This window comes from Pseudomonas sp. CFBP13528 (assembly GCF_005233615.1).
Classification (GTDB): Bacteria; Pseudomonadota; Gammaproteobacteria; order Pseudomonadales; family Pseudomonadaceae; genus Aquipseudomonas; species Aquipseudomonas fluorescens_AM.
Genome location: NZ_QGAJ01000001.1, coordinates 375,672 through 394,185, shown reverse-complemented (window position 1 = coordinate 394,185; position 18,514 = coordinate 375,672). Strand labels below are relative to the sequence as shown.

Annotated in this window: 18 protein-coding genes and 1 other RNA gene; 8 read left to right on the top strand and 11 right to left on the bottom strand. The window is 61.1% G+C overall.

Going from position 1 to position 18,514, the window contains the following annotated elements; translation table 11 throughout:
- Positions 1–109: 109 nt before the first annotated feature.
- The 7 genes from PspCFBP13528_RS01860 to PspCFBP13528_RS01825 all read right to left on the bottom strand — a co-directional run bounded on the left by PspCFBP13528_RS01860 (position 110) and on the right by PspCFBP13528_RS01825 (position 8,290).
- Entirely contained in the window at positions 110–1,726 is a 1,617-nt protein-coding gene (locus tag PspCFBP13528_RS01860) for an iron ABC transporter permease (protein ID WP_065950434.1), read from the bottom strand.
- Between the two features lie 224 nt (positions 1,727–1,950).
- Complete coding sequence (locus tag PspCFBP13528_RS01855) at positions 1,951–2,955, bottom strand: extracellular solute-binding protein (protein ID WP_101220155.1); 1,005 nt, start codon at positions 2,953–2,955, stop codon at positions 1,951–1,953.
- 548 nt (positions 2,956–3,503) lie between these two features.
- Positions 3,504–4,721: a 2-octaprenyl-3-methyl-6-methoxy-1,4-benzoquinol hydroxylase gene (locus PspCFBP13528_RS01845; RefSeq protein ID WP_175413265.1), complete on the bottom strand. Its 1,218-nt coding sequence runs from the start codon at positions 4,719–4,721 to the stop codon at positions 3,504–3,506.
- An 8-nt stretch (positions 4,722–4,729) separates the two neighbouring features.
- Positions 4,730–5,215, bottom strand: a complete 486-nt coding sequence (locus PspCFBP13528_RS01840; RefSeq protein WP_065950437.1) for a DUF4442 domain-containing protein — start codon at positions 5,213–5,215, stop codon at positions 4,730–4,732.
- A complete protein-coding gene (ubiH, locus tag PspCFBP13528_RS01835) occupies positions 5,208–6,395 on the bottom strand; it encodes a 2-octaprenyl-6-methoxyphenyl hydroxylase (RefSeq protein ID WP_137199542.1) in 1,188 nt (395 codons plus the stop codon). Before ubiH ends, PspCFBP13528_RS01840 begins: the two co-directional genes overlap by 8 nt.
- Entirely contained in the window at positions 6,392–7,714 is a 1,323-nt protein-coding gene (gene pepP / locus PspCFBP13528_RS01830) for a Xaa-Pro aminopeptidase (RefSeq protein WP_065950439.1), read from the bottom strand. The genes ubiH and pepP overlap by 4 nt, the downstream gene beginning before the upstream one ends.
- Before the next feature lie 18 nt (positions 7,715–7,732).
- Positions 7,733–8,290: a YecA family protein gene (locus tag PspCFBP13528_RS01825; protein ID WP_057723388.1), complete on the bottom strand. Its 558-nt coding sequence runs from the start codon at positions 8,288–8,290 to the stop codon at positions 7,733–7,735.
- Between the two features lie 139 nt (positions 8,291–8,429).
- On the opposite strand from PspCFBP13528_RS01825, the gene PspCFBP13528_RS01820 reads away from it, so the two are divergent.
- From PspCFBP13528_RS01820 to PspCFBP13528_RS01805, 4 genes are all read left to right on the top strand, one after another.
- Positions 8,430–8,639: a TIGR02449 family protein gene (locus PspCFBP13528_RS01820; protein WP_003177365.1), complete on the top strand. Its 210-nt coding sequence runs from the start codon at positions 8,430–8,432 to the stop codon at positions 8,637–8,639.
- Positions 8,636–8,953, top strand: a complete 318-nt coding sequence (locus PspCFBP13528_RS01815) for a cell division protein ZapA (protein ID WP_005792389.1) — start codon at positions 8,636–8,638, stop codon at positions 8,951–8,953. Before PspCFBP13528_RS01820 ends, PspCFBP13528_RS01815 begins: the two co-directional genes overlap by 4 nt.
- A 30-nt stretch (positions 8,954–8,983) precedes the next feature.
- Positions 8,984–9,162, top strand: a non-coding RNA gene (gene ssrS, locus PspCFBP13528_RS01810) — 6S RNA.
- A 58-nt stretch (positions 9,163–9,220) separates the two neighbouring features.
- A complete protein-coding gene (locus PspCFBP13528_RS01805) occupies positions 9,221–9,850 on the top strand; it encodes a 5-formyltetrahydrofolate cyclo-ligase (protein ID WP_137199643.1) in 630 nt (209 codons plus the stop codon).
- 7 nt (positions 9,851–9,857) lie between these two features.
- Here PspCFBP13528_RS01805 and PspCFBP13528_RS27570 read toward each other — a convergent pair whose 3' ends face one another.
- Entirely contained in the window at positions 9,858–10,004 is a 147-nt protein-coding gene (locus PspCFBP13528_RS27570) for a hypothetical protein (RefSeq protein WP_015886446.1), read from the bottom strand.
- A 193-nt stretch (positions 10,005–10,197) separates the two neighbouring features.
- On the opposite strand from PspCFBP13528_RS27570, the gene PspCFBP13528_RS01800 reads away from it, so the two are divergent.
- A complete protein-coding gene (locus PspCFBP13528_RS01800; RefSeq protein ID WP_137199541.1) occupies positions 10,198–10,680 on the top strand; it encodes an EVE domain-containing protein in 483 nt (160 codons plus the stop codon).
- 635 nt (positions 10,681–11,315) lie between these two features.
- On the opposite strand, the gene PspCFBP13528_RS01795 is transcribed toward PspCFBP13528_RS01800, so the two are convergent.
- A complete protein-coding gene (locus tag PspCFBP13528_RS01795) occupies positions 11,316–11,723 on the bottom strand; it encodes a flagellar basal body-associated protein FliL (RefSeq protein ID WP_137199540.1) in 408 nt (135 codons plus the stop codon).
- Positions 11,724–11,873: 150 nt separating this feature from the next.
- Between PspCFBP13528_RS01795 and PspCFBP13528_RS01790 the strand changes: the two genes are divergently transcribed.
- Both PspCFBP13528_RS01790 and glpT read left to right on the top strand, forming a co-directional pair.
- Positions 11,874–12,851, top strand: a complete 978-nt coding sequence (locus PspCFBP13528_RS01790) for an NADPH:quinone oxidoreductase family protein (RefSeq protein ID WP_065950442.1) — start codon at positions 11,874–11,876, stop codon at positions 12,849–12,851.
- A 272-nt stretch (positions 12,852–13,123) separates the two neighbouring features.
- Positions 13,124–14,461, top strand: a complete 1,338-nt coding sequence (gene glpT, locus PspCFBP13528_RS01785) for a glycerol-3-phosphate transporter (protein WP_065950443.1) — start codon at positions 13,124–13,126, stop codon at positions 14,459–14,461.
- On the opposite strand, the gene PspCFBP13528_RS01780 is transcribed toward glpT, so the two are convergent.
- Positions 14,458–15,111 (bottom strand): gamma-glutamylcyclotransferase, encoded by a 654-nt coding sequence (locus PspCFBP13528_RS01780; protein WP_057723381.1) that lies wholly within the window; start codon positions 15,109–15,111, stop codon positions 14,458–14,460. The two genes, glpT and PspCFBP13528_RS01780, sit on opposite strands and share 4 nt — an antisense overlap.
- A 27-nt stretch (positions 15,112–15,138) precedes the next feature.
- On the bottom strand, positions 15,139–17,526 hold the full coding sequence (locus PspCFBP13528_RS01775; protein ID WP_137199539.1) for a TonB-dependent receptor: 2,388 nt from the start codon (positions 17,524–17,526) through the stop codon (positions 15,139–15,141).
- A 327-nt stretch (positions 17,527–17,853) separates the two neighbouring features.
- Between PspCFBP13528_RS01775 and PspCFBP13528_RS01770 the strand changes: the two genes are divergently transcribed.
- A complete protein-coding gene (locus PspCFBP13528_RS01770; protein WP_101220663.1) occupies positions 17,854–18,336 on the top strand; it encodes a sn-glycerol-3-phosphate transporter in 483 nt (160 codons plus the stop codon).
- Positions 18,337–18,514 lie beyond the last annotated feature (178 nt).

The following is an 18,514-nucleotide window of genomic DNA, read 5'->3' as shown; positions in this document are numbered from 1 at the left end:
CGCCGAACACCTTGAGCTACAAGGCCCACAGCCACATACAGCAGGTCGATCCGAAAAACGGAGCACACCGAATGCGGCGCATTGTAGCCGCAAGCTGTAGGACTGGCACCTAGCCGATTTGTCGTGCGGAGCGTCGGATCAACCCGATGACCGGCAGCAACCCAACCAGTACCAGGGTCAACGCCGGCAGCGAGGCCCGCGCCCATTCCCCTTCACTGGTCATTTCAAAGATGCGCACCGCCAGGGTGTCCCAGCCAAACGGGCGCATCAGCAAGGTGGCGGGCATTTCCTTGAGCACATCGACAAACACCAGCAGCGCCGCGCTCAGGGTGCCGGGCAGCAACAGCGGCAGATACACCTTGCAAAACAGTTGTGGCCCACTCACGCCCAGGCTTCGTGCGGCCTCGGGCAACGACGGGCGTATACGCGCCAGGCTGTTTTCAAGAGGCCCGTAGGCGACCGCCAGGAATCGCACCAGATACGCCAGCACCAGCGCCGACAGGCTGCCCAGCAGCAACGGCTTGCCCGCGCCGCCCAGCCAGCCCGACAGCGGCACCACCAGTTCGCGGTCCAGATAGCTGAAGGCCAACATGATCGACACCGCCAACACCGACCCGGGCAAGGCATAACCGACATTCGCCAGGCTGATGCCGGAACGGATCGCCCGCGTCGGCGCCAGGCGGTTGGCGAACGCCAATATCAGCGCCACGCTGACCGTCATCAGCGCCGCGATCGCGCCCAGGTACAGCGTGTGCACGATCAGGCCGGTGTAGCGCTCATCCAGATCGAAGCGGCCGCGCTGCCAGAACCAGGCCACCAGTTGCAGCATCGGGATAACAAACGCGCAGGCGAACACCAAGCCACACCAACCGCTGGCCGCTGCCGCCTTGAGCCCGCGCAGGTGATACAGCGCCTTGCCGCGCGGGCGCTCGTTGCCGGGCCGGCTCGCTCCACGCGCGCGCCGCTCGCCATACAGCACCAGCATCACCACCAGCAACAACAGGCTGGCCAGTTGCGCGGCGCTGGACAGGCTGAAAAAGCCGTACCAGGTTTTATAGATGGCGGTGGTGAACGTGTCGAAATTGAACACCGAGACCGCACCAAAGTCCGCCAGGGTTTCCATCAGGGCCAAGGCGACACCGGCTCCAATCGCCGGCCGCGCCATGGGCAGCGCCACGCGCCAGAACGCTTGCCACGGCGACTGGCCCAGCACCCGTGCCGCTTCCATCAAGCCCTTGCCCTGGGCCAGGAATGCAGAACGCGCCAGCAGATAGACATAGGGGTAGAACACCAGCACCAATACGATGATCACGCCGCTGGTGGAGCGCACACGCGGCAGGCGCAGCCCCGCGCCGAACCCTTCGCGCAGCAGGGTCTGCACCGGGCCTGCAAAGTCCAGCAGCCCTACAAACACGAAGGCCAGCACATAGGCCGGAATCGCAAAGGGCAGCATCAACGCCCAATCCAGCCAGCGCCGCCCCGGGAACTCGCAGAGGCTGGTGAGCCAGGCCAGGCTCACCCCCAGCAACGTCACGCCAAGACCGACGCCGAGCACCAGGGTCAAGGTGTTGGCGAGCAGACGAGGCATCTGGGTGTCCCACAGGTGGGACCAGATTTGTTGATCGATGCTTTGCCAGGACAGCAACAGCACGCTCAGCGGCAGCAGCACCAGGGCAGCGACGGCGAAGACCGGCAGGTACCAGCGGCGTTGGGCGGGGTGGGCCAAAAGCAAATTCCCTGGGAATGGACTATCTGAAGGCAGACACAAAACAGTGTGGGAGGGGGCAAGCCCTGATGCCGTCTGCAGGAGCGAGCTTGTTCGCGAAAAACTCACAGGCACCGCGTTCATTCAGAAAGCACGCGTTATCGTTGACGTTTTTCGCGAGCAAGCTCGCTCCTACAATTAGGGCTTGCCCCCTCCCACCTTTTGATTGGCAGCGATTTAGAAACTCAGTTCCAACCGGCGCGATCCATCAAGCGGATCGCCTCGGCCTGACGCTTGCCCGCCACTTCCACCGGCAAGGTATCGGCCACGAACTTGCCCCAGGTCGCCACTTCGGCGGACGGCGGTACCGCAGGGTTGGCTGGGAACTCCTGGTTCACGTCGGCGAAGATCTGCTGCGCCTCGGGCGTGGTCATCCATTCCACCAGGGCCTTGGCCGCTGCCGGGTGTGGCGCATGTTTGGTCAAGCCAATACCCGACAGGTTCACATGCACGCCACGGTCGCCCTGGTTCGGCCAGAACAGCTTCACCGCCAGGTCCGGCTTCTGCTTGTGCAGGCGACCGTAGTAGTACGTGTTGACGATACCAACGTCGCATTGCCCGGCGTTGATCGCTTCCAGCACTGCGATATCGTCGGAGAACACATCGGTGGACAGGTTATTCACCCAGCCTTTGACGATTTCTTCGGTTTCGGCCGCGCCGTGGGTCTCGATCAGCGTGGCGGTCAGGGACTGGTTATAAACCTTTTTCGCCGTGCGCAGGCACAAGCGGCCTTCCCACTGCTTGTCGGCCAGGGCCTCGTAGGTGGTCAGGTCACCCGGTTTTACCCGGTCGGTGGAATAGGCGATGGTGCGCGCGCGCAGGCTCAAACCGGTCCAGGCATGGGCCGAGGAGCGGTATTGCAGCGGGATGTTCTTGTCGATCACCTCGGAGGTGAACGGCTGCAGAATGCCCATCTGCTCGGCCTGCCAGAGGTTGCCGGCGTCGACGGTGAGCAGCAGGTCGGCGGTGGCATTTTCGCCCTCGGCCTTGATGCGCTGCATCAGCGGGGCTTCCTTGTCGGTGATGAACTTCACCTGTACGCCGGTCTTGCGGGTATAGGCATCGAACACCGGTTTGATCAGTTCGTCGATGCGCGAGGAGTAGACCACCACTTCGTCGGCGGCCTGCGCAGTGGCGCTGCCGATCAGGGTGAGTGCCAGGGCAGTCAGGAGGCGCTTGGATGCCAACATGGGTGCGGTCTCTCATTTGCAAAAAGAGCGCAAATGATAAGGACTCACATTTGGTAACGCTCGGTGGAGGCGTTACCAGATGTTGCACGGTCGGAGAGAGGCGTGAGGACTGATGGCCTCGGGGCATACGGGGCATAGATCTCTACACAACGCTGTAGCACCCAACGCTAACCACGATGCGCAGCGAGTAGCTCTTGATCTTGATCTTAGGCGCCCCGTTAAACCACGCTGGCCGAACGCAGGCTTGAATCCGTGGGTAACCCGGCAGGACGCCGGGTTAGCCGCACTGGGCCAGGGATGGCCCATTGCGGCGGCCCACGGATTCAAGCCGGAGTGAGGGCACACCGAGCATTAGCGAGGTGCCGAGTGGTGGGGCAAGAGCGTTTTGCTTACTTTTGCGCTTTACAAAAGTGAGCCGCCGTCAGGGCGGAACCCTAAGTAGCCGTTACCGCAGAAACGGATATGTACTCGATCTGATCCAACATCCTGGTCGGCCCAGAGGCCGCCATCGGGGGCAAGCCCCCTCCCACAGGGGGCCGCATTTCAATTTACAGTTTGGCGAGGTCCGGGAGGTCGCCGGTCAGGCCCAAGGCCTGGCGTACAAACACTGCCTTGGCTTCGGGCATCTGGTCGACCAGTTTCAAGCCGGCATTGCGCAACCAGCGCAATGGCAGTTGATCCGCCTGAAACAGACGCTCGAAGCCCTCCATAGCGGCCATCAGCGCCAGGTTATGCGGCATGCGCCGACGCTCGTAGCGGCTCAACACCTTTACATCCGCCAGACGTTCGCCACGTTCGCTGCCCGCCAGCAGCACTTCGGCCAGCACCGCAGCATCGAGAAAGCCCAGGTTCACGCCCTGCCCGGCCAATGGATGGATGACATGGGCCGCGTCGCCAATCAACGCCAGGCCCTCGGCCACATAGCGCTTGGCGTGACGCTGACGCAACGGTACGCAGACGCGCGGGTCGGCGCTGATCACATTGCCGAGACGCCCCTCAAAGGCCCGCTCCAGCTCACGGCAGAAGCGCTCATCGTCCAGGGCCATCAGGCGCTCGGACTCCGCCGGCGTGGTCGACCAGACAATCGAGCACCAATCCTCCTGCCCATCACGCACCAGCGGCAAGAATGCCAGCGGGCCCGTGTCGGTGAAGCGTTGCCACGCCGTGCGCTGGTGCGGCTGGCTGCCGCGCACGCTGGTCACGATGGCGTTGTGCAGGTAGTCCCACTCACGGGTGGGGGTGCCGGTCAGGCGGCGCACTGCGGAGTTGGCGCCGTCGGCGGCGACCACCAGCGGCGCGCGCAGCTTGCGCCCATCGGCCAGGGTCAGCAGCCACTCATCGCCGGAACGGCGCATCTGCTCCAGGCGCGCATTGGCCAGCAGCCCCAGGTCACAATCATGCAGGCGGTCCAGCAAGGCATCCTGGATCACGCGGTTCTCGACAATATGCCCCAGCACCTCGGCATGCACGCTGGCCGCCGAAAAGTGGATCTGCCCGGTGCCGCTGCCGTCCCACACTTGCATCTCGCCATAGGGGCTGGCGCGGCGCTCGACGATGCCGTCCCACACGCCAAGCCGCTCGAGAATGCGCTGGCTGGCGGCGGACAGTGCACTGACCCGCGGTTCAAACGCCGCCGCCGGTTCGAACGGCTTGACGCTCAGCGGGCTGCCGTCAAGCAGCAATACCTGCAGGCCACTGCCCTGCAACGCCAGCGCCAGGGCGCTTCCGACCATTCCGGCCCCGACAATCAGCACATCTGCGCGCATGTCCATAGTCAAGCCTGTCTCGCTGGCGGCTTGCGCCGCACGTAAAGGGTTTTGTCGACCCGCGCCACCAGGGTGCCGGAGCCGTCATGAATCTGGACCTTGAGGTGAGGCAAATATTTCTCGCCATCGGCGGTCTGTCGACGCACCTCATCGAGCAAGGCGTCGTCGATAGAAAACTCGGCATACACCGGGCCTTTGCCCGGCGAGATGAAGTCGATGCTGGCGGCCTTGTCCCACACAATGTAATCGCGGCCCAGGTTCTCCATCAGCATCAGCATGTAGAACGGGTCGACCATCGAATACAGGCTGCCGCCGAACTGAGTGCCCACATAGTTGCGGTTATACCAGCCCAGGCCCATGCGCACCTTGACGTGACGAAAGTCGGCGCTCATCTGCTGCACGCTGATCCCGGCGCCCAGGTACGGCGGATACAGCGTCATCACCCAGCGCAGCAGCCGGGCCTTGCCCAGGCGCTGGATCAGCCACTTACGCATCGGAGCGCGTGCCCAGGCCCATGGCCTGACGGGCGAACCAGCGCTTGGCCGGCGGCAGCAGATCCAGGCCGAGCAGGCCCATGTTGCGCCCCAACGCAACCAACGGTTGCCCGCTGCCGAACAGGCGCGTGACCTGGTCGGAGAAACCCACGGTCAGTTGCTGGTCCAGGCGCTGGCGCTCGCGGTAGCGCTGCAGTGTCGCCAGGTCGCCCGGCACGGCAGGCCCGGCCAGCAAGGCTTCGGCGAGGGCGTTGGCATCGCGCAACGACAGGTTGAAGCCCTGCCCGGCGATCGGGTGCAGGCTGTGCGCTGCATTGCCGAGGACTACCAGGTGCGAGCGGATCTGTTCTTGCGCTTCCACCAGGGTCAGCGGGTACAGATGCCGTGCGCCTACCTGCTTCAGGGTGCCCAGGCGATAGCCGAACACGCCCTGCAATTCACTCAGGAAACTGCGCTCGTCCAGATTGGCCAGACGCTGGGCGTCCATGCCCATGCGGGTCCAGACCAGCGCGCAGCGGTTGTCGGGCAGCGGCAGCAAGGCCATCGGCCCTTCATCGGTAAAGCGCTCGAACGCTTCGCCGTTGTGGGCTTCGCTCGGGGTGATGTTGGCGATCAGCGCGCTCTGGTTATACGGGCGCGTCTTCACGCCGATGCCCAGTTGTTCGCGCAGGCCCGAGCGGCCGCCGTCGGCCAGTACCGCGAGGTCGCACTCCAGCACCGTTTCGTCGTTGAGGGTCAGGCGGTAGCCATCAGGCAGCGGCTCCATGCGCGTGACTTCCGCCGGGCAGCGCCAACTGACCACGTCCTTATCCAGGCCTTGCCACAGGCATTGGCCCAGCCAGGCGTTTTCCACCACGTAACCCAGGGCCGGCACGCCCTCCTCCATGGCTGACAGACGCGCGGTGGAGAAACGTCCACGGTCGGACACATGGATTTGCTTGATCGGCTCGGCGCGACGGGAGATGTCCTGCCACAGGCCCAGACGCTGATAGATCTGCCGGGCACCAAAGGACAGCGCCGAAGAACGCGCATCGTAGCTCGGCTGATAACTGTCACCCGGCGCAAAGGGTTCGATCAGTGCGATTTTCCACCCTCGCGCCTTGGCCCCGGCCTGCAACGCCAGCGCCAGGCTGGCGCCCACCAGGCCACCGCCGATGATCGCCAGGTTGACCCGGCTCATCGGGCAGCCGCCATCAGCGCTTCGATCTCTGCCACCGTCTTGGGCACCGCACCGGTCAGAATTTCACAGCCTTGCTTGGTCACTATCACGTCGTCCTCAATGCGTACGCCAATGCCACGCCACTTCTTCGCTACGTTCTGGTTGTCCGGTGAAATATAGATCCCCGGTTCCACGGTCAAGGCCATGCCGACTTCCAGCACACGCCATTCACCGCCCACTTTGTACTCGCCCACATCATGCACATCCATGCCCAGCCAATGGCCGGCGCGGTGCATGTAAAAGGCGCGGTAGGCTTCGCTGGCGATCAGTTCGTCAACGTCGCCTTGCAACAACCCCAGCTTGACCAGCCCGGCCGTGATGACCTGCACGGTCGCCTCATGCGCCTGGTTCCAATGCTTGTTCGGCGCGATCTGCGCGAAGGCGGCTTCCTGGGAGGCCAGCACAATCTCGTAGATCGCCTTTTGCTCGGGCGAAAACCTGCCGTTGACCGGCCAGGTGCGGGTGATGTCACTGGCGTAGCAGTCGATCTCGCAACCGGCGTCGATCAATACCAGGTCACCGTCCTTGAGCAGCGCGTCATTCTGCTGGTAATGCAGGATGCAGCTGTTACGCCCGGCGGCCACAATGGAGCCATAAGCCGGCATTTTCGCGCCGCCCTTGCGAAACTCGTAATCCAGCTCGGCCTCCAGGCTGAACTCATGCAGGCCGGCACGGCTGGCTTGCATCGCGCGCACATGGGCGGCGCAGGAAATCCGCGCCGCCTCGCGCATCACCTTCACTTCCGCCGCCGATTTATACAGGCGCATGTCGTGCAGCAAGTGATCCAGGGCAACGAATTCGTTTGGCGGCTGGGCGCCCAGGTGCGCTTTGGAGCGGATCACGTTGATCCACTCCATCACATGCCGGTCGAATTCGGCATTGCTGCCCATGGCCGAGTACACCCGGTCGCGGCCTTCAATCAGGCCGGGCAGGATGTCATCGATATCGGTGATGGGAAACGCGTCGTCGGCGCCAAAATCGCGGATCGCGCCTTCAGTACCCGCGCGCAGGCCGTCCCACAATTCGCGTTCGGCGTTGCGCTCGCGACAGAACAGCACGTACTCGCCATGCTGGCGACCAGGCATCAGCACGATCACCGCCTGCGGTTCAGGGAAGCCGCTCAGGTATTGGAAGTCGCTGTCCTGGCGGTAGACATGCTCCACATCACGGTTACGGATCGCCACGGCGGCGGCCGGCAGGATCGCGATGCTGTTGGGTTCCATCTGCGCCATGAGCGCCTTGCGGCGACGGGTGTATTCCGCTTTGGGGATATGGATCATGGGCAGATGGGCTTCCTTTTAATGCAGGGACGGCTTGGGGGCTGCCGGCTCAGCGGACTTCCTGGTCTCGGTGAACAGCAGCAACGGTGCGACGCGCAGGTATTCCATGACCTCCATGTAGTCACCCTCGCCGTCTTCGGATTCTTCCAGGGCGTCCTGCACCTGGGAGATGGCCGCCAGGTCCTGCAACACTTCCTTGGCGTCGGTGCTCAGTTCCAGGCCGCCGGCGTTCACGCCGAAACCGTGGAGGAAACCCTGGCACCATTGACCCAGGGCAGCGGCACGCTCGGCGAGCGGTGCGTCGTCGGTCGGCAGCAGCAGGACCACGGTGACGTCATCACCGGTCAGTTCGCCCTTGACCATCTCTTGCAGGCCGATCAGCGCGTTACGCACGTTCTCGGTCGGTTCGGTTTCCAGCAGCTCGGCCACATCGGCCAGCCAGTTGTCGGCATCAAAGCCCACGCCGGTGCAGCTGCGGCCCAACAGCACGCCGTGCAGTTCGGCAGGCGAGCAAGGATGACCGCTGGTGCTCAGCAGTTTTGAAAAAGCGTCGTACGGGGAGTTCTGAATGGGCATGGTGAGCTAGGCGCCAGACGGCGCAATGTCTAGAATGGAGCGCTGTATCCTAGCACCGGCAGACGCACCAAGACTATCGAGGGCGTCAGATCGTTTATCCTGAAGTTGCCATTCATCAGACAAAATCCAGTGGAACCCAATGGAAGACACCGACCTGCAAGCGCTGATGGCCAGACTCGAACTGCTAATTGATCGGGTCGAGCAACTTAAGAGTCAAAACGGACTCCTATTAGCTCAGGAAAAGACCTGGCGCGAGGAACGCGCTCACCTCATTGAAAAAAACGAAATCGCCCGGCGTAAGGTCGAATCGATGATTTCGCGCCTGAAGGCCCTGGAGCAAGACTCATGAGTTCAAGCAATAGCGTTACCGTGCAGATCCTCGACAAAGAGTATTCGATCATCTGCCCCCAGGAAGAGCGCAGCAACCTGGTGAGCGCTGCCCGCTACCTGGACGGCAAGATGCGTGAAATCCGCAGCAGCGGCAAAGTGATCGGCGCCGACCGCATCGCCGTGATGGCTGCACTGAACATTACCCACGACCTGCTGCACAAGCAGGAGCGGCCTGACGTGCAGGCCAGCGGCTCGACCCGCGAGCAAGTGCGTGACCTGCTCGAACGCGTCGACCTGGTGCTTTCCACCGATTCGGACGCACCCAAGGGCTGATTGCCGAGTCTGTTTAAGGTATACTCGCCTCACTCCCTGGCGTGTTTGCCAGTCGGCGATGTCCCGGAGCCGATTCGCACTACCCTGGAAGTTGCACGTTGGGCTGGTGTGCATGTCCGCTAGACGGAAAGCCTTAAAGCCTACTGCTTCTTCCACCTTGAACTTTCGGGTTCAAGGGCTTAGTCGACAGCGGCTCTGCCGGGGAGCCTGAATTCCCAAACTCAATGCCAGTCCCCGGACTGGCATTGTTTTATGAGCCAAAAAGCCATGACCGAACCTGCGCCGCTTTCCCGTCCGCACCTTCGACGCATGTTGCGCAACGCCCGCCGCGCCCTCACGCCCCGCGAGCAGCGCGAGGCCGCCCTTGGCCTGTATCGGCAACTGGCACAGCACCCGCTGTTTCGCCGGGCCAAACATATTTCCCTGTATCTACCGACGGACGGTGAAATCGATCCGCGCCTGCTGCTGCGCGCTGCCCAGCGCCGGGGCAAGGCGACCTACCTGCCGGTACTGAGTGCGTGGCCGCGTACCAAAATGGTGTTTCAGCGCGTGCGGCCTGGGGATAAGTTGCGGCCCAACCGCTTTCGCATTCTCGAACCTCGGGCCGATGCCCAACGCCAACGCAAGGTGTGGGCGCTCGACCTGGTGCTGCTGCCGCTGGTGGGGTTCGATAATGAGGGTGGGCGCTTGGGCATGGGCGGCGGATTCTATGACCGCAGCCTGGCTTACCTCGCCAGGCGCAACACATGGCGCAAGCCGACGCTGTTGGGGTTGGCCCATGAATGTCAGCAGGTCGACCGCTTGGCGCAGGCGAGTTGGGACGTGCCGCTGGCGGGCACTGTCACCGATAAGCACTGGTATGTCGCAGAAACGTCGCTGGAGCCAGCGACGCTTTAAAGTCGTGTTAACGCTTGAATTGCTGCTGCACAGGCGAGAGTTCAACCGGTGCATCGGTCTTGTTCGACCACAGGCTCTGGGCATAACCGGTGGTCACGACACCCAGACCAAACAAAATAACCAATATCCATAGTAAATCCGGTTTACGTTGCATCGATTGCCCCCCTTCAGGCATCTCGTACACGATGACAACAACGTTCCAAAGTAGTCCGTTGCAGCTGCGCCAAGCTTGAAGCCCGGCATTCTGCGGTAACGTGAACCAACACGCAAACCTTGGCGCCAACCGACTGTCGGTTTGTCATGCAATTGCCCGACAACTTGCCCAATACCTGTTTCAGGAGCCCAAAATGGCCTATTGGCTGATGAAATCCGAACCTGACGAGCTGTCCATCATAGACCTGGAAAAGCTCGGCAAAGCCCGCTGGGACGGGGTGCGCAATTACCAGGCGCGTAACTTCCTGCGCACCATGGCGGCCGGCGATGAGTTTCTCTTCTACCACTCCAGTTGCCCGGAGCCGGGCATCGCCGGCATCGGCAAAATCATCCAGGCCGCCTATCCCGACCCGACCGCACTGGAGCCGGACAGCCACTATTTCGACGCCAAGGCCAGTGCGGAGAAAAACCCTTGGAGCGCAATTGACGTTGCGCATGTGCAGACCTTTCCCAAAGTACTGGGCCTTGGCTACCTGAAACAGCAGGCCGCGTTGGCAGAGATGCCTTTGGTGCACAAAGGCAGTCGGCTTTCGGTGATGGCCGTGACGACTGACCAGATGACTACGATCATCAAGCTTGCCTGCAGCGGGAGTCCTGGCTTTAACGCAGACAGTTAAAATCTGTCGCTATAAAAAACATTTGAACATTAGAGAAACATATAAAAACCTGTCATTTCTGACAGTAGCAAACGCTTCAATTTCAAAGTTTACTGGCGCTTTCAACATTGACTACGCAAAGCGACCTGGGCAGCTTTACATGCTCATAAAACTATTGGAGAGTCACCGTGACAGAACTACTCATTGACGGCATCCTCGTAACAACCCTTGATACTGCCCCCCCACCAACCAGCACACCGATTAAATTGGCGTATTCAGCAGAGGTTCCTGAATGGGGATACCTCGGCGCCATACAGTTCGAATATTCTCTTAGTACGCCTCAGACGGTTTTAATAAGAACCCTACAATACTATCTCCGAAGCTCGTCACTGCCGGAGCGTACGGTATTTACCGTCCGAGCGCCTGACCACGCAACATTATCTATAAACCCAACAGCGTTGAACCAGTGGACAAGATGGGACTCAAGCTTGATAACGCCCCGGCTCAGCAACATGTTCTGCGAACTGGAGTTCTTATTCCAGGCGATGCCGACTGGCAGCACTCAAGTAAAAAAAAGAACCGCAGCATTGCCTTTCAATTAAAACACACACTTGCCTGCGACTGAGAAACCAGTCGCAGGCTTCGTTTATCTGCCCTTATTGAATAATCAAGTTATTGAACAACAAATCCTCGACCATCGGCTTACCCGTTTCATCGCTCATTACTTGCTGCGTCTGTTTCAACGCTTCCTGGCGCAGTTTCTCCTTGCCCTCAACAGTGCTCATTGCCTCATTAGTCTGCTGGGTAAACAGCGCCACCAGTTGGTTGCGAATCAACGCATCGTTGGCTTTAACCGCCGCGGCGGCTTCGGTGCCGGTCACGCGCAGGGCGATGTCGGCCTTGAATACCTTGAGTTTTGCCGTGCCATCCAGGCCGTAGTTGCCCACAAACGGCGGGGAAAGGCTGATATAGCTGACCTTCGGCGCCTCGCCCTCTTTGGCTTCTTCGGCCTGGGCGGCCATCGGCAAGGTCAGGGCCAGCATCAACAGGATCCACGCTTTCACAGTTCATTCCTCGAATTCGGTTGCCGGGTAGCATAACGCTAGCAAGGCTGAGTACAAGCTTATGGGGGCTTATCAGGCGCGGGCATGCTCGTTGACCCACGGGCGTACCCTCCTACACTTATCGGCCACGACGCCAAGAGGAATAGTCCGATGAAAGCTGTGCTGTGCAAAGCCTTCGGCCCCGCCGAAACCCTGGTGCTGGAAGAAATCGCCAGCCCCGCGATCAAGAAGAACGAAATCCTGCTGGACGTGCACGCCGCCGGGGTGAATTTCCCGGACACCCTGATCATCGAGGGCAAATACCAGTTCAAGCCGCCCTTCCCGTTTTCGCCGGGTGGCGAAGCGGCAGGTGTGGTGAGTGAGGTCGGCGAAAAGGTCAGCCACCTGAAGGTCGGTGATCGCGTGATGGCCCTGACCGGCTGGGGCAGTTTTGCCGAGCAGGTGGCGGTGCCGGGCTATAACGTGCTGCCGATCCCGCCCAGCATGGACTTCAACACCGCCGCAGCTTTCAGCATGACCTACGGCACCTCGATGCACGCGCTCAAACAGCGAGCCAACCTGCAACCCGGCGAAACCCTGCTGGTGCTCGGCGCTTCCGGTGGTGTGGGCCTGGCCGCCGTGGAAATCGGCAAGGCCATGGGCGCGAGGGTGATCGCCGCCGCCAGCAGCGCCGACAAACTCGCGGTGGCCAAGGCGGCCGGCGCCGATGAGTTGATCAATTACAGCGAAGCCAGCCTCAAGGATGAGGTCAAGCGCCTCACCGATGGTAACGGCGCCGATGTGATCTACGACCCGGTGGGCGGCGATCTGTTTGACCAGGCGATCCGCTCGATCGCCTGGAACGGCCGGTTGTTGGTGGTGGGTTTTGCCAGCGGGCGCATCCCCGAATTGCCGGTGAACCTGGCGCTGCTCAAGGGCGCGGCGGTGGTGGGCGTATTCTGGGGCTCGTTCGCCCAGCGTCAGCCGCAGGACAATGCGGCCAATTTTCAGCAACTGTTCACCTGGTATGGCGAGGGCAAGTTGAAGCCGTTGGTGTCGCAGGTGTACCCGCTGGAACAGGCGGCCCAGGCGATCAATGATCTGGGGCAGCGCAAGGCTGTGGGTAAGGTTGTCGTCCAAACCCGTTGACGGAAGTGGAACGCGGTCAGTGTGGGAGGGGCTTGCCCCCGATAGCAGTGGGTCAGCCAGGAATGACTAACCTGATACACCGCCATCGGGGGGCAAGCCCCCTCCCACACTTGATCCTCAACGACCCACGCTTACCTATTAGCGACATGTTCATAAAAGAACATGCCATTGCTCCCATTTCCTGTGTTTGCAGATAAGAGGCGATGCTATTTTCGGTAACGAAACTGTAACATTCGCATCCGCAGTCAAAACAAGAAATTTGGAGCTCTTGAATGTTTGCTTTCTTTCGACCTGCCGCACACCAGGCGCCCCTGCCTGAAGAAAAGATAGACAGTACCTACCGACGTCTGCGCTGGCAGATCTTCGCCGGTATTTTCTTCGGTTACGCCGGCTATTACCTGCTACGAAAAAACTTCTCCCTGGCCATGCCCTACCTGATCGAGGACGGCTACACCCGCGGTGAGCTGGGCCTGGCGATGTCGGCCATCGCGATTGCCTACGGCCTGTCCAAGTTCCTCATGGGCCTGGTGTCCGACCGCTCCAATCCGCGTTACTTCCTGCCCTTCGGCCTGCTGGTGTCAGCGGGGGTGATGTTCATTTTCGGTTTCGCGCCCTGGGCGACGTCCAGCGTGACCATGATGTTCATTTTGCTGTTCATCAACGGTTGGGCCCAAGGCATGGGCTGGCCGCCAAGTGGGCGGACCATGGTGCACTGGTGGTCGCAGAAAGAACGCGGCGGCGTAGTCTCGGTGTGGAACGTGGCGCACAACGTCGGCGGCGGCCTGATCGGTCCGCTGTTCCTGCTGGGCATGGCCTGGTTCAATGACTGGCATGCGGCGTTCTACGTGCCGGCCACGGTGGCGCTGGCTGTGGCGGCGTTTGCCTTCATCACCATGCGCGATACCCCGCAATCGGTTGGCCTGCCGCCGATCGAGCAGTACAAGAACGACTACCCGGAAGGCTACGACGCCAGCCACGAAGACGAATTCAGCGCCAAGGAAATTTTCGTCAAATACGTGCTGCGCAACAAAATGCTGTGGTACATCGCGTTCGCCAACGTGTTCGTCTACCTGCTGCGCTACGGCGTACTGGACTGGGCACCGACCTACCTGAAAGAAGCCAAGCATTTCACGGTCGACAAGTCGTCGTGGGCGTATTTCTTTTACGAGTGGGCAGGTATCCCGGGCACGCTGCTGTGCGGCTGGATGTCGGACAAGATCTTCCGTGGCAATCGCGGCCTGACCGGCATCGTGTTCATGGCGCTGGTGACCGTGGCGACCCTGGTTTACTGGCTCAACCCGCCGGGTAACCCGATGGTCGACATGATCGCGCTGGTCTCCATCGGCTTTTTGATCTACGGCCCGGTGATGCTGATCGGCCTGCAGGCGCTGGAACTGGCACCGAAGAAAGCCGCCGGCACCGCTGCGGGCTTCACCGGTTTGTTCGGTTACCTGGGTGGTTCGGTGGCGGCGAGCGCGGCAATGGGCTACACCGTGGACCACTTCGGTTGGGACGGTGGTTTCGTGCTGCTGATTGGCGCGTGCGTGCTGGCGATCGCCTTCCTGATCCCGACGCTGTGGCACACCAACAGCGTCAGCTCGGCGCGCTAGCTACCCGAGCAATCCTTTGCACAACGCTTGAGCCGCGCCTCCAGGTTTTTATCTGGCATGGCGTGGCTACGCAGGGCGTTCACGGTCTGCTCGACATAATCGCGAGTGGTGCCGTAACGCCCGCAAGCGCTTTGCAGCACGTGATTGAGTACGATATCGGGCAAGTTGCCGGCGTAGCTGGGCAAATGCCGCTCCAGCACAAATCCCAACGCCTGTACCTGACTGCCATCTTCCAGGCGGCAACTGAGCCAGTGCGGCTTGTAGGAGGGGTAAGGCATTTCGCGCTGCCACAGTGCATACAGCGAAGCCTCCAACTGATCTTCCGGCAAGCGGTAGGCAAACCCGCTGCACGAACCGCCCCGATCCAGTCCGAAGACCAGGCCCGGCAACTCCGGCGTCCCCCGATGCTCGTGAGACCACAGGTACAGGCCACGGTGATAACCGTGAACCCGCGCGCGCACCCGTTCGCTCGACGAACATTCAGGACGCCAGATCAGCGAACCATAGGCAAACAGCCAGACCGGCCCACCCTTGTGCCGGGCCATGGTGGCCTGCATCGAGCTCATTAATTGTTCGTGAGTGAGTTGCGGCCCAAGATCGAGCCGCGGAGGGTAAGCCAACTGCAAAAGATCGGTTTCAATGGCGGTCATGGCGAAAAGCGTTGCGCCTCCTGTGTGCTACCAGTTGTAAGCGACTTTACCGTAATAAAACGCGCCGCTGTAACCGTACGGCGAAAAAGTGCTGTAGGCCAGGTTGCCGCCGCTGCTGGCGTAGGCATTGACCTTCTCGGGGTATTTATCGGTGACGTTGTCGCCGCCCAGGGTGAAGGTCCAGTTCTTCAACTTGTAGTCCGCCGACAAATCCAGCACCCAGGCTGCCTTGAAGGTCTGGTCGTTGACCTTGTCCGCCTGGTAGCTGGTGAACTCACCATAGCGCACCAGGTTGCTGTGCAGCGCCCAATTGCCGAAGGTGAAGTCGTTGCCCAGGCTCAGCTTGTGCTGGGGCGTGGTGTCGCCGAGCAAGCCGATGCGCTCGCGACGGTCCACCCGCACCAGGTTGGCCCCCAGGCTGTCGAGGATGGCCGGGTTGGCCTTCACGTCGGTGACTTTGGTGTGGTTGTAGTTGTAACCCACAGTGCTGTTCCAGCGGATGCCGTTATCGAACTGATAGCGATAGTTGGCCACCAGGTCGACACCGTCGGTGCTGGTGTCGGTGGCGTTGGTGAAATAGCGCGCCGTGGTGTAATTGATATTGCCGACGCCGTTGGCTTGCAGGTAGGCCACCGTCGCCGGATTGAGCGTGAGGTTGGACGACAGGCTGATACGGTCACGTATGTCGATGCGATACACATCCAGCGTCACCGTCAGGTCGTCGGCAGGCTCCAGTACCAGGCCAAGGCTGTAGTTACGCGACTTTTCAGCCTTGAGGTCTTCGGCACCGAGCAGGCGCGCCACTTGGCTGTTGGCCGGGAACGTGCCGGCCTCCTGAAGGGTGCTGCCGATCAACTGCGAAGAGGTGTAGGCGAAGTTCTGCTGGGCCAGGGACGGCGCTCGAAAGCCATTGGAAATGCTGCCGCGCAACGCCACTTGCGGAGTGAAGTCGTAACGCGCCGACAACGAACCGCTGACGTTGGAGCCAAAATCGCTGTAGTCCTCATGGCGCACCGCGGCCGAGGCGCTGAGTTGTTCGGTGAAGTTGGTTTCCAGGTCCAGGTATTGCGCCCAGCTATGCCGGGTACTGGTGCCGGCATCCGCATCGCGGAACCCGCCGAGGCCCGAGCTGCCGGTCTGGTAGTAGGACGCGGGCTCCCCAGCTTCGATTTCATAGCCCTGGTGCAGGTATTCCCCACCCAGCGCCACGGAAACCGGGTACGGCAGCAAGCTCAGGTCAAACTCACGGGACAGGTCCAGGCTGACTTGCTTCTGCTCGTTGCTCAGGGTGCCGTTGTTGAATTTGCGCGGCGTAGCCAGGCCCAGAGAGGTGTTGATGGTTTCGGTGCCGAGCTCGTACTGGTTCTTGCCGTAGTTGGCCGACAGGTCGTAATGCCAATCGTAGGCGAGCAGCCCGCGCAGACCCGCCACCAGTGAGGTGTCTTCCAGGTTGCCTTTGATCAGTGGCAGGTAGCCGTTGGGGTTGAGTGCCGGGATATTGTTGGAAGCGTTGCTCGCGCGGTAGAACGCTGCCGTCTCGCCACGGCGCTTGCTGTAGCCACCGAAGCTGTAGAACTCGGCGGCATCGTTGAAGGAATATTCCGAGTTGAACTGGAATTTGCCTTCATTGGTGGCAGGCTCGCCTTGACGGAACACTCGCTGGCCGTAGGTGGTGGAACCGATGCTGCCTGGGCGGTAATCCTTGCCGGCGCGGTTGGTGTAATCGTTGTCGGCACCTTCGGCTGACAGATTGATAAAACCGTTTTCGCCCAATGCCAGGCCCGTATTGCCGCTGACATTACGCTGGATGCCGTCACCCTTTTTGTACCCGCCGAACCGGGTCGAGATCGAACCGCCCTGGTCGTCGTGCTTGAGGATCACGTTGATCACGCCGGCGATCGCGTCAGAGCCGTAACGTGCCGAAGCACCATCGCGCAGCACTTCGATGTGGTCCACCGCCGACAGCGGGATTGCATTCAGGTCCGCCGGTGCCGAACCGCGACCGACCGCACCGCCGAGGTTGACGAAAGCACTGGTATGCCGGCGCTTGCCATTGACCAGCACCAACACCTGGTCCGGCGACAAGCCGCGCAACTGCGCCGGGCGCACCAGCTCAGCGCCATCCACCAGGCTTGGCCGTGGAAAGTTGATCGATGGGATCAGTCGCGCCAGCACCGCGCCCAGCTCGTCAGAGCCGGTACTGCGCAGGGTTTCGCCGGAGATCACATCGATTGGCGACAGCGACGCACTGGCGGTGCGCTCCTGGGCGCGGGTGCCGGTCACGATGACCGTATCGAGTTTGGGCGCATCGACGACGGACGTTTCACCCGCCAGAACTGGATTGAATCCCACGACGGTCAGCAAATTGGCCGACAAAATCGCCGTGTATAACGCGTGTTTCCTGTAGCTCCCCATACCGCTCCCTATGAATCAATAAATAGAACTTCAACGCTCTGAGTTCGTACGATCGATCCGGCTGGCGGGCGGTAGCGGTCAGTGATTGGTGGCTGTGGATGAAGTCGGTAGTCCGTTGGCATATAGCCTAAAGATATTTATCGAAGAAAATAAATACCTTAAAAGAATAAGCGAAGGTATAAGCACCCTTCCCCGCTCATCGGCCACCGCGACGGCAATCCGAGCGCTTTCAGCCCAGGTTCAGCCTGAGCAGCGGGCAATCCGCCAAAATGCCGCACACATCACGACTCACTTAGCCGCTCATCCAATCAACTATCAAGGCCGCCCATGCACAAAATCCGCTTGCCTGGCCTGCTGTTCCTGGCCCAGGCCACCACTGCACTGGCAGCTGAAACCCCAGCGGCAAACGACGACAAAGGCTTCTGGTACGCGCAGACCAGCGTCTACACCCGGCATTTCGCGCCCGACCCCGAGCACAACAACCAGCAAAACCTGCTGGGACTGGAGCGCAACGAAGCGTCGGGCCTGGTCTATGGCGCGGCGACCTTTCGCAACTCGTTCAGGCAACGCGCCTACTACGCGTACGCCGGCAAGCGCTATGACATGGCCGAATACCCGGTGTACCTGAAGGTCACGGGCGGGGCGATCCAGGGTTATCGCGGCAAGTACCGTGACAAGATCCCCCTGAACCGTTATGGCGTGGCGCCCGTCATCATTCCGTCCGTGGGCACGCATCACGGGCCGATGGCGGCAGAACTGGTGTTGCTGGGGTTCAATGCAGCGATGGTGACGACTGGACTAAGATTCTGAACGGGCGCAAATCAATGTGGGAGGGTGCAAGCCCTGTCTGTAGGAGCGAGCTTGCTCGCGAAAAACGTCAACGATAACGCGTGCTTTCTGAATGAACGCGGTGCCTGTGAGTTTTCGCGAGCAAGCTCGCTCCTACAGAGGGCGGCATTAGGGCAAGCCCCCTCCCACCTTTCGATCA

What these genes read in the sequence shown, in the direction of transcription:
- PspCFBP13528_RS01855 (WP_101220155.1), bottom strand. Translation starts at nt 2,955, where the DNA reads ATGTTGGCATCCAAGCGCCTCCTGACTGCCCTGGCACTCACCCTGATC.
- PspCFBP13528_RS01845 (WP_175413265.1), bottom strand. Translation starts at nt 4,721, where the DNA reads ATGCGCGCAGATGTGCTGATTGTCGGGGCCGGAATGGTCGGAAGCGCC.
- PspCFBP13528_RS01840 (WP_065950437.1), bottom strand. Translation starts at nt 5,215, where the DNA reads ATGCGTAAGTGGCTGATCCAGCGCCTGGGCAAGGCCCGGCTGCTGCGC.
- ubiH (WP_137199542.1), bottom strand. Translation starts at nt 6,395, where the DNA reads ATGAGCCGGGTCAACCTGGCGATCATCGGCGGTGGCCTGGTGGGCGCC.
- pepP (WP_065950439.1), bottom strand. Translation starts at nt 7,714, where the DNA reads ATGATCCATATCCCCAAAGCGGAATACACCCGTCGCCGCAAGGCGCTC.
- PspCFBP13528_RS01825 (WP_057723388.1), bottom strand. Translation starts at nt 8,290, where the DNA reads ATGCCCATTCAGAACTCCCCGTACGACGCTTTTTCAAAACTGCTGAGC.
- PspCFBP13528_RS01820 (WP_003177365.1), top strand. Translation starts at nt 8,430, where the DNA reads ATGGAAGACACCGACCTGCAAGCGCTGATGGCCAGACTCGAACTGCTA.
- PspCFBP13528_RS01815 (WP_005792389.1), top strand. Translation starts at nt 8,636, where the DNA reads ATGAGTTCAAGCAATAGCGTTACCGTGCAGATCCTCGACAAAGAGTAT.
- PspCFBP13528_RS01805 (WP_137199643.1), top strand. Translation starts at nt 9,221, where the DNA reads ATGACCGAACCTGCGCCGCTTTCCCGTCCGCACCTTCGACGCATGTTG.
- PspCFBP13528_RS27570 (WP_015886446.1), bottom strand. Translation starts at nt 10,004, where the DNA reads ATGCAACGTAAACCGGATTTACTATGGATATTGGTTATTTTGTTTGGT.
- PspCFBP13528_RS01800 (WP_137199541.1), top strand. Translation starts at nt 10,198, where the DNA reads ATGGCCTATTGGCTGATGAAATCCGAACCTGACGAGCTGTCCATCATA.
- PspCFBP13528_RS01790 (WP_065950442.1), top strand. Translation starts at nt 11,874, where the DNA reads ATGAAAGCTGTGCTGTGCAAAGCCTTCGGCCCCGCCGAAACCCTGGTG.
- glpT (WP_065950443.1), top strand. Translation starts at nt 13,124, where the DNA reads ATGTTTGCTTTCTTTCGACCTGCCGCACACCAGGCGCCCCTGCCTGAA.
- PspCFBP13528_RS01780 (WP_057723381.1), bottom strand. Translation starts at nt 15,111, where the DNA reads ATGACCGCCATTGAAACCGATCTTTTGCAGTTGGCTTACCCTCCGCGG.
- PspCFBP13528_RS01775 (WP_137199539.1), bottom strand. Translation starts at nt 17,526, where the DNA reads ATGGGGAGCTACAGGAAACACGCGTTATACACGGCGATTTTGTCGGCC.
- PspCFBP13528_RS01770 (WP_101220663.1), top strand. Translation starts at nt 17,854, where the DNA reads ATGCACAAAATCCGCTTGCCTGGCCTGCTGTTCCTGGCCCAGGCCACC.